This window comes from Gottfriedia sp. NPDC056225 (genome assembly GCF_042267765.1).
Taxonomy (GTDB): Bacteria; Bacillota; Bacilli; order Bacillales; family Bacillaceae_G; genus Gottfriedia.
In genome coordinates this window covers 1-8,073 of record NZ_JBHJTJ010000088.1, presented here as the reverse complement: position 1 = coordinate 8,073, position 8,073 = coordinate 1, and the positions used below count along the sequence as shown (strand labels likewise).

Here is an 8,073-nt window from a genome sequence, read left to right as displayed (position 1 = left end):
CTATTATTCTACTTAAAGAAAATTTTGTTTATTTTATTATTTATAAATAATTGAATTTAGTTGTATTGAATTAACTATAATTTAACTTTTTGTTAGAAATAAATATGGTATAATTAAACAAAAACATGATAAAAAGGGACGATTTCAAATGTTAGAACAAGATCAAAAAGCGAAAGAGATTGTTACAACAAATGAGGCTGTACATATTTTAGGAATATCTAAGCAAACGATTTATAATTATGTAAAAGCTGGAAAGCTGAAACTTGTGTATGAAGATTGGCAAATAGACGGAACGATGAGATTTTATTTAGACGATATAAATCAGTTTAAGTCGCAAACAGTTAAACCAGTTGGACTTACAGTACTTGAAACAGCAAATCTATTAGGAGTATCAAAGGCAACAATTCACCAATATATTAAAGCTGGAAAAATTTCAGCAAGTAAGATCAATTTTAAAGGTAGACAAACTGTTTTTATTAAAGAGGATGAAGTGGAAAAACTAAAATCCACTCAAATTAATGGATCAAAGAGAAAGATGTTTTTTACAAAGGACTTAGATTTCTACTTGTTTGGTTTATACGAAATTCCAAATTCGAATGAAAAGGCGCGTATTATTGAACTTAATGAGAATGGTGAGATTGTAGCAAAGACAAATATGGGGGAATTGTTAAATAAAGAAGAATTACTAAATCGTAGTTTTAAAAAGTCGTATGAGTTTAAGCAAGCAACACATAGTACAAAAAGAGGTAGTATCAAATTTCAATTTCCATTTCCACAATCAATAAGTGCCCCGATTTTTAGTATTATTGATTCTTTTTACAGAAATATTGGTCACCAAAATATGAACCTTTATTTAGAAGGCAATTCTATTAAGGTTGAAATAAAGCCAATTAAACTACCTTATAATCCTGCACAAATTGAACAAGATTTAGAGATTTTACAAAATTGTTTAATTGATGGTAAGCTTTCAACAAGACCAGGTTTTATTTTGTTTACTAGTAAACAAGAACAACTAACAATTTTTGTACAAGATATCGTAAAAGAGAAGATCAAACAAATTGCAGTAGATCATCACTCTGGAATTGAGGGTATTACTGAGAAGCTTTTATTAATCGGATTGAAAGAATTTGAAAAAAGCAACAAATTTAACACATAATTGTATACGCAATTTCCGACATTGAGTTGTATTATTGTATTAGAAAACATTTCTCGATGCGTCTATTAAACTAGTTTTGATAATTCTGAAAACAAGAAAAGAGGCTTATAAAAATGAAATTTATTGATTTAAGAAGTGATACGGTAACCATTCCTACAGAAGAAATGAGACATGCTATGTTTTCAGCAGAAGTGGGAGATGATGTATACGGAGATGACCCTACTGTTCAGAAACTTGAAAAATTAGCTTCATCAATGATTGGGAAAGAAGCTGCCTTATTCGTTCCGAGTGGAACCTTTGGAAACCAGCTTGCTTTATTTACTCATTGTGCCCGCGGGACCGAAGTAATCCTTGGAGAAGATTGCCATATTTTTGAGCATGAAGTCGGAGCTGCATCAATAATTGCTGGTGTTCATACAAGGACATTACAAACGACTAACGGTAAGATGGATATTAAACGAATTAAACAATCTATTCGACCTGATGACTTACATTTTCCTGAAACTTCATTAATTTGCTTAGAAAATGCATATTCTAATGGAGCAGTAGTTGATTTTGAATATATGAAAGAAGTTTTTAGCATTGCAAAAAATGCAAACATACCTATTCACTTAGATGGAGCAAGAATTTTTAATGCTGCTACTTATTTAAAAACAGATGTAAAAGAATTATCTCAATATAGCGATTCTGTAATGTTCTGCTTATCAAAAGGACTATGCGCTCCAGTAGGTTCGATACTAGCTGGAAGTAAAGAATTTATTGAAAAGGCAAAAAAGAAGCGTAAATTATTAGGTGGTGGCTGGAGACAATCCGGATTTTTAGCAGCCGCTGGTATCATTGCATTAGAAAAAATGACAAAACGTTTACACGAAGATCACGAAAATGCACTTTATTTAGCTGAGCGATTAAGTGAAATTCCTACAATTAAAGTGGACTTATCTCAAATTAATATTAATTTAGTATTCTTCCAAATGACAAATATGAAACATAGCCCAGAGGAAATCGAGCAAATTTTCAAAGAGAATGGGATTATTATATTTGCTCCTGAAGAAGATGGAATGATGCGCTTCGCTACACATTATTGGATTACAAAAAATGATATTGATAAAATAATTGATGTTATGAAAATGATGTAATTTTTTTTCTATACAAAGAGGATCTTCCAAGAAGATCCTTTTTATATTCTCTATAGACTGAGCCTTATTTGAAAAAGTTTTTTGAAAATTACTGCTTACTACGCCATTAAACTTCTTCGCTCTCACGCTTCTGGATTTGTAAAAGCGTATTTGAGATTGTTTTTAATTCTTCTTTAAGACGGATTGTTTCATTCGCTAATTGTTCAGAAGTAGTTTCTTTAATTCGCTTGTTTAGTACGTCAACTACTTTTCGTAGCTTTCCAATAGATTGTTCAAGTTGAACAGTTGATGTTGTTTTCATGATTTACTCTCCTAAATTGGTATTTCCTTTAGCATACCACATATTATTTTTACGACAATAATCTACAAAGAAGATATTCCTTTTTTTGTAGATATTAAATACAAAAGAACGTATATTTCAATTCAAATCAGTCTGAGGACGTATTAAAAAAGTTTTACATGTCAGTATAATAAAGTTAACGAAAAATTGTTTTACATAGGAAAAAATATGATTTATGGAGTAAAAGGAGCGCAGTGGAATGAAGAGGTTAGACAGAAGTTTTCTAATCGGAGCGTTATTACTAATTATTGGAGTTGTTTGGGCTTTTATGATGAGTGGTGTGAAAGGGCTTGAATGGCTGTTATTACTATCAGGAATAGTATTGGGAATTTTAGCGGGAATTGTTCAAGGGTGGGCAATCGCAAGAAGTAAACTTGAAAAAATTGGACGTGGAAAGAAAACACTGTGGGTGATTGGAACAATCATTATTTTAGTTGTTTTGAAAGTAGCGATCAACGTATCGATACCTTCGTATTTAGCGACGAGCCAATTAGGTATCTGCCTATCAATTGTTTTTGCTGTTTCCGGACTTTTACTCGGTCGTTCGTTTTATCCCTCACCTCGCTGAAAAAATACTAAATCATGAACTGAGTCTAACTAATCTTAAGTTTGATAATATAAAAATGCCCTCTTGATCGAGAGGGCATTTTTATATATAATTTCACATCTACTTAGTATCCTTGCCCCAAGATTCTTGTAATTTTTCAAGTCCGGATTGATTTGTAACTGAGAGGGTGATTTGATTCTTGGTGACCTTTTTTTCCATTAGACTATAAGAATCCCCATCTCGTAATCCAGGCCAGTAAACGCTTCCAATACCGAGATGATTAATTTTTTCGCTCATTGCTCCGACGTAATGTATGTCATTATTGCTCTTTTTTACCGAATAATCTAACCCAGTTTTCATGGGTGCTCCCCATTCTGTAACAATGGCACGGTCTGAATACTTACCGATCTCGACTGATAAGACATTTGACCAACCAGTTTCTGTTAGAGATTTTATATGAACATATCCTGAATAAAATGCATAGCAGTGAACAGCAAGCATTGTGCCATCTAGTCGTTTATCATTACCTAGTGGATTAATATATAAAGCTGCCAGACCAATTCCATCAAGAATGACATTTTTCCTTGAAACATGATATTTAGTTAACCAATTGTTGTAGAAATCACGTAAATCTTTCGAATTATAGCCATATGGTTCATTAATAGGTTCAAAATAGCAGTTTGGGTTATTTCCATATTTGTTGATAACAGTACTCCACATTTTATAAAAACGAACGAGGTCTTCTGGTTTCCCATTATTTGGAGCCCAATAGCTGAAAATCACATTACCTTTTTCTAACGCAGCATCGATTGATCCAGTGTATGTACTCCAATAATTTTCGACTGTAGCTTCATTAATGGGCAGTCTGATAGTGTTAGCTCCAGTTTGATCAAACATTTGCCTAATAACTTGTCGTCCAACAGCTTTAGCAGAGTCATACGTATCATTCTTCGTCAGACCACTTACATAAATCACACCATCAACAAAATTATCACGTTCATCTGCCCAGTTTACACCCCTTATACCAGCCGATAGTCGTGAGGATGGTTTATGAACGTTAACTTTAATATAATTTAAAAATGCAAAAGAAGAGGCAAATAGTAAAATAATGATCGTTATCACACAAACACCAATAAAAATTCCTTTTTTTACTATTTTCAAAGATTAACCCCCTAATAAAACCTTTTTTTAAACCCAACCTGTCTTACACAATCCTATTAATTTATATATGAAAGTTTTCGCTGAAAATATCTTAAAAAACCTTGAGTGAACAATTTAATTTTTAGAAGATTTTTTCTAAGAATACGGTGTAACTTTCAATGCTCTGTATGGTGTTTCGGAAGAAGATAACATCGACGGAAATTTAACTAAATCCATTAAGATTTCAGGTACAGTTAATACGAATAAAAAAGGAAGCTAGACTTTAACTTATAGTGTTTCTGATAAAGCATGGTACAAAGTAGTTGTTAAAAGGAAAAAAACAGTTTCAGTCGATTTTTTTATTTATTTTGGCAGATTATTGAAACATTTGATAGAATTACATTCAGAAAATACTTTCTTAATTCAAAAAGGAGTAACAAATATGGAAAATAAAAAAACAGCACTGTTAGTAATGGATTTACAAAATGGTATTGTTTCGCGTTTCGCTGACAAACAAGAAATTCTTAAACCATTTCAACAAGCAATCCAAGCCGCTCGCCAAAATAATATTCAAGTTATTTTTGTACGAGTTGGTTTTAGTGAAGGATACTTTGAGGTTAGTCAAAATAATAAGATTTTCTCAGCAATTGCTAAAAATGCTGGAATGACATTTACTGATGTATCAACACAAATTCACGAATCTGTCGAACCAATTCAAGGGGAGCTAGTTATTACAAAATATCGCGTTAGTGCGTTCACTGGTAGTAATCTAGAAGTTATATTACGTTCACAACAAATTGATTCAATTGTCCTTAGTGGTATTTCGACAAGTGGCGTCGTACTATCGACTTTAAGAGAAGCGGCAGATAAGGACTTTTCAATTACTGTGCTTTCCGACGCGTGTATTGATTCTGATCCTGAGGTTCATAGAGTGCTCATTGAAAAAATATTTCCACGCCAAGCAGAAGTTCAAACTGTTGATAGTTGGATTGATCATTTAAAATAAATTGACAACTTCGTGCATTACAAATTACATTAATTAAAATGTTACTGCAAATTAAGATGATCCTTATCAAATTTATTACGAAATGGTTAATTTTTTAAGAAAATACTTCAAGTTTTAACCCACTCGTGATAGAATGTTAACATTCTCAGATTTGGAGAGTGGTAGATTGAAAAAATTACAAGGTAATTCTAGAGCAACGTTTAGAGCAAAAAAAAGAAAAACCAAATTATTTATTTTAAGTGGATCAATTGCAGTTGTCATTATTGTAATTGCATTTGTTTCAAATTCGATTTTATCGTCTGGAAATAAAAAGCCATCACCTCTAATAGACGATTATGCTTCAGCTGGAAAACAATCGAATAACAACATAAAGAACGATAAACAAGAAGAGGATACGAGTTCAGATGATAATTCTTCACAAGACCAAACTCAAACGGATGAGTCTAGTGATAATACATCATCTACTGAAGATAGCTCGGATACAATCGTACCAGAAACGCCTGAACAAACAGGTGTTACACCGGAAACTCCTGAGCAAACAGGAGGACAGCATGTTACAAGTTATGATTCAAGTTCACAAGATTGGCAGAACATGCTTCAAACAATCGCTACTGCTACTGGACTAGATCAAAGTAATATGACAGTATGGTTTTTAGGTAGCGACAAAAGCAATAAAGGTGGCTCTGTTGGTACTGTATCTTCAAAAGAAAAAGGCTCTCAAAAATATCGTGTGTATCTGCAATGGAACGGCACAGGTTACATAGCAACAAAAGTTGAACCTGCATCGTAACAAGATTTAATAGAAATTTTATACTTAATTATTAGACTGTCGAGAATCAATCGGCAGTTTTTTTATATAGGAAATTGTACATTTTCCTACTAAACAACAAGAATTGCACTGTCAGCTCCTTTTTTATTCAAAAATATGGCAAAAGAGTTTAATAAGAAGGAGCCTTTTAAGTATAAATAGAATAGATCAAAAGTAATATTTAAGAGTTAGAAGTAGAAAGGGGAATTCTTTTGATATCTAAGGAAAAAAATACAGAAAATATTTCTTTGCCGCCAAAACATATTATTTCAGCTGCGACAATAGTCATTAACGAACATAATGAAATATTATTAATTAAGGGCCCACGTAGAGGTTGGGAAATGCCAGGTGGGCAAGTTGAAGAAGGCGAATCATTGAAAGAAGCGGCAATTAGGGAAACAAAAGAAGAAAGCGGAATTGATATTGAAGTTGTGAAATTTTGTGGTGTATTTCAAAATGTTAGTAGTTCAATTTGTAATACTTTGTTTTTAGCTAAACCAATCGGGGGAAAGTTAACAACTTCTCCAGAAAGTTTGAAAGTTGGATATTTTCCTATTGAGGAAGCTTTAGCGATGGTAACTTGGAAAAATTTCAAACAAAGAATTGAATATTGTTTGAAAGAAAACATGCATCCATTTTATATAGAGTTTTAATTTCCGTTTTTTAGTTACATAACAATTTCTAAAGGTTGTCTAATTAGATAGCCTTTTTTTAGTTCGAAATATCAATAATTAAATATAACAGAGCTATTTTTAACTAAAATTGGATGACGACTATGTGAAAACATATAAAATTTGTAAAATTTACTATAATAGTTCCTTTTCTTTACATAACTGGAAAAAATCTACCAAAAGATTCATTTTTATTCGAATGGAAGGATGTCGCTTAACTTTGATGGAATTATGTTAGAGAATAATTAAAATAAGGAGGGACTATGAAGAAAATTCTAATGATATTATGTTTTACATTTGTATTATTTGGTTGTTCATTGAACACAAATACAGAAAGTATGGATCCTAAAACAGTTGCAATAGTCGCAGTTTCTGATGTCAATACGATCATTTATAGCTCAGATAAAAATCGTGATCAAATTCAAGAAATTGTAAAAGGCTTCGCCTCAAAAAAAGCTCAAAAGGAACAAAGCGAAACACCAAAAACAGATTTAAATTTATGGTTTATTAATGAAAGCGGTAAAAAAGAAGAGTTTGCTATAAACTACAACCAAAATTTAGTATTAAGACAAGATGGAAAGGTTTATAAAATCAATTCAAAGACAACTGAACTATTACAAGAGCTATTTATGAATTAAAACAAAATTATCGAGAAACATGTTTATTAAGGACGTTTAATTAAGATGAAACTAAATCTTTTTAAAGTAAATCTTTTGGAGGAAAAATGAATAATTTTAATTTAATAAATACGTTTATTGTATTAGTAATTATAATTTTAATAATGTTTGTCTTAAAGTCTGTTTTAAAAGAAAAGCAACGCACTCAAAGACTATTTATTTATATAGCAGTTTTATTGATAACATCTATAGGTTTTAATCTATTTAATGAATTTTGTATTTCAGATTTATCAACTAAAGAAGCTAAGGAGTACGCTGTTAAACATAATTTACATTCACCGGAAATTGAACATTTTAAAAATAAAACAGTCATATTCTATGAAAATGACAAAGATTATGGATACTATGAATTATCAAAAATATTTGGGAAAATTCACGAGGGTGGTTCGTCTATTACCTCTTTAAATTCAGATAATACTGTAACTTCATTTAGTGAAATGGACGAACAACATAATTTTGCAGGAGTAGTTGTTGATAAACCATCTTTATTAAAGCAGGGATATAAATTAGTTATTATAGATAATAAAGGCAAAAAAATTGTTAGAAATATTGAAGAAAATAAAAAAGTTTATTTCTTAAAGAAAGTGAAAGA

The 8,073-nt window shown here is 31.3% G+C and carries 10 protein-coding genes and 1 pseudogene; 9 read left to right on the top strand and 2 right to left on the bottom strand.

All coding sequences use genetic code 11. From position 1 onward, the window contains the following. The first annotated feature begins 148 nt into the window (after positions 1-148). Both ACFCYN_RS24400 and ltaE read left to right on the top strand, forming a co-directional pair. Positions 149-1,156: a helix-turn-helix domain-containing protein gene (locus ACFCYN_RS24400; RefSeq protein ID WP_375952544.1), complete on the top strand. Its 1,008-nt coding sequence runs from the start codon at positions 149-151 to the stop codon at positions 1,154-1,156. A 113-nt stretch (positions 1,157-1,269) separates the two neighbouring features. Beyond that, on the top strand, positions 1,270-2,292 hold the full coding sequence (gene ltaE, locus ACFCYN_RS24395) for a low-specificity L-threonine aldolase (RefSeq protein WP_375952542.1): 1,023 nt from the start codon (positions 1,270-1,272) through the stop codon (positions 2,290-2,292). A gap of 106 nt (positions 2,293-2,398) precedes the next feature. Here the strand turns inward: ltaE and ACFCYN_RS24390 are convergent, their stop codons facing one another. Next, positions 2,399-2,593: a hypothetical protein gene (locus ACFCYN_RS24390; protein WP_098118391.1), complete on the bottom strand. Its 195-nt coding sequence runs from the start codon at positions 2,591-2,593 to the stop codon at positions 2,399-2,401. 238 nt (positions 2,594-2,831) lie between these two features. Here ACFCYN_RS24390 and ACFCYN_RS24385 point away from each other — a divergent pair, with 238 nt between their 5' ends. Next, positions 2,832-3,200: a hypothetical protein gene (locus ACFCYN_RS24385; RefSeq protein ID WP_375952539.1), complete on the top strand. Its 369-nt coding sequence runs from the start codon at positions 2,832-2,834 to the stop codon at positions 3,198-3,200. Positions 3,201-3,299: 99 nt separating this feature from the next. Here the strand turns inward: ACFCYN_RS24385 and ACFCYN_RS24380 are convergent, their stop codons facing one another. After that, positions 3,300-4,340, bottom strand: coding sequence for a cellulase family glycosylhydrolase (locus ACFCYN_RS24380; protein WP_375952536.1), 1,041 nt, complete (start codon positions 4,338-4,340; stop codon positions 3,300-3,302). A 151-nt stretch (positions 4,341-4,491) separates the two neighbouring features. Between ACFCYN_RS24380 and ACFCYN_RS24375 the strand changes: the two are divergent. The 6 genes and pseudogenes from ACFCYN_RS24375 to ACFCYN_RS24350 all read left to right on the top strand — a co-directional run. Continuing rightward, a pseudogene (locus tag ACFCYN_RS24375) lies at positions 4,492-4,599 on the top strand (immunoglobulin-like domain-containing protein); the annotation flags it as partial. Between the two features lie 162 nt (positions 4,600-4,761). Beyond that, positions 4,762-5,325, top strand: coding sequence for a cysteine hydrolase family protein (locus ACFCYN_RS24370; protein ID WP_375952534.1), 564 nt, complete (start codon positions 4,762-4,764; stop codon positions 5,323-5,325). Between the two features lie 166 nt (positions 5,326-5,491). After that, the gene (locus tag ACFCYN_RS24365) at positions 5,492-6,115 is read left to right on the top strand and encodes a YrrS family protein (protein ID WP_375952532.1); all 624 of its coding nucleotides are present in this window, start codon (positions 5,492-5,494) and stop codon (positions 6,113-6,115) included. 230 nt (positions 6,116-6,345) lie between these two features. Continuing rightward, on the top strand, positions 6,346-6,786 hold the full coding sequence (locus ACFCYN_RS24360; protein ID WP_216854126.1) for an NUDIX hydrolase: 441 nt from the start codon (positions 6,346-6,348) through the stop codon (positions 6,784-6,786). Positions 6,787-7,067: 281 nt separating this feature from the next. Further along, complete coding sequence (locus ACFCYN_RS24355; protein WP_375952529.1) at positions 7,068-7,442, top strand: hypothetical protein; 375 nt, start codon at positions 7,068-7,070, stop codon at positions 7,440-7,442. Positions 7,443-7,528: 86 nt separating this feature from the next. Continuing rightward, positions 7,529-8,073, top strand: a 545-nt coding sequence (locus ACFCYN_RS24350; protein WP_375952526.1) for a hypothetical protein, incomplete at its 3' end; no start/stop codon positions are given.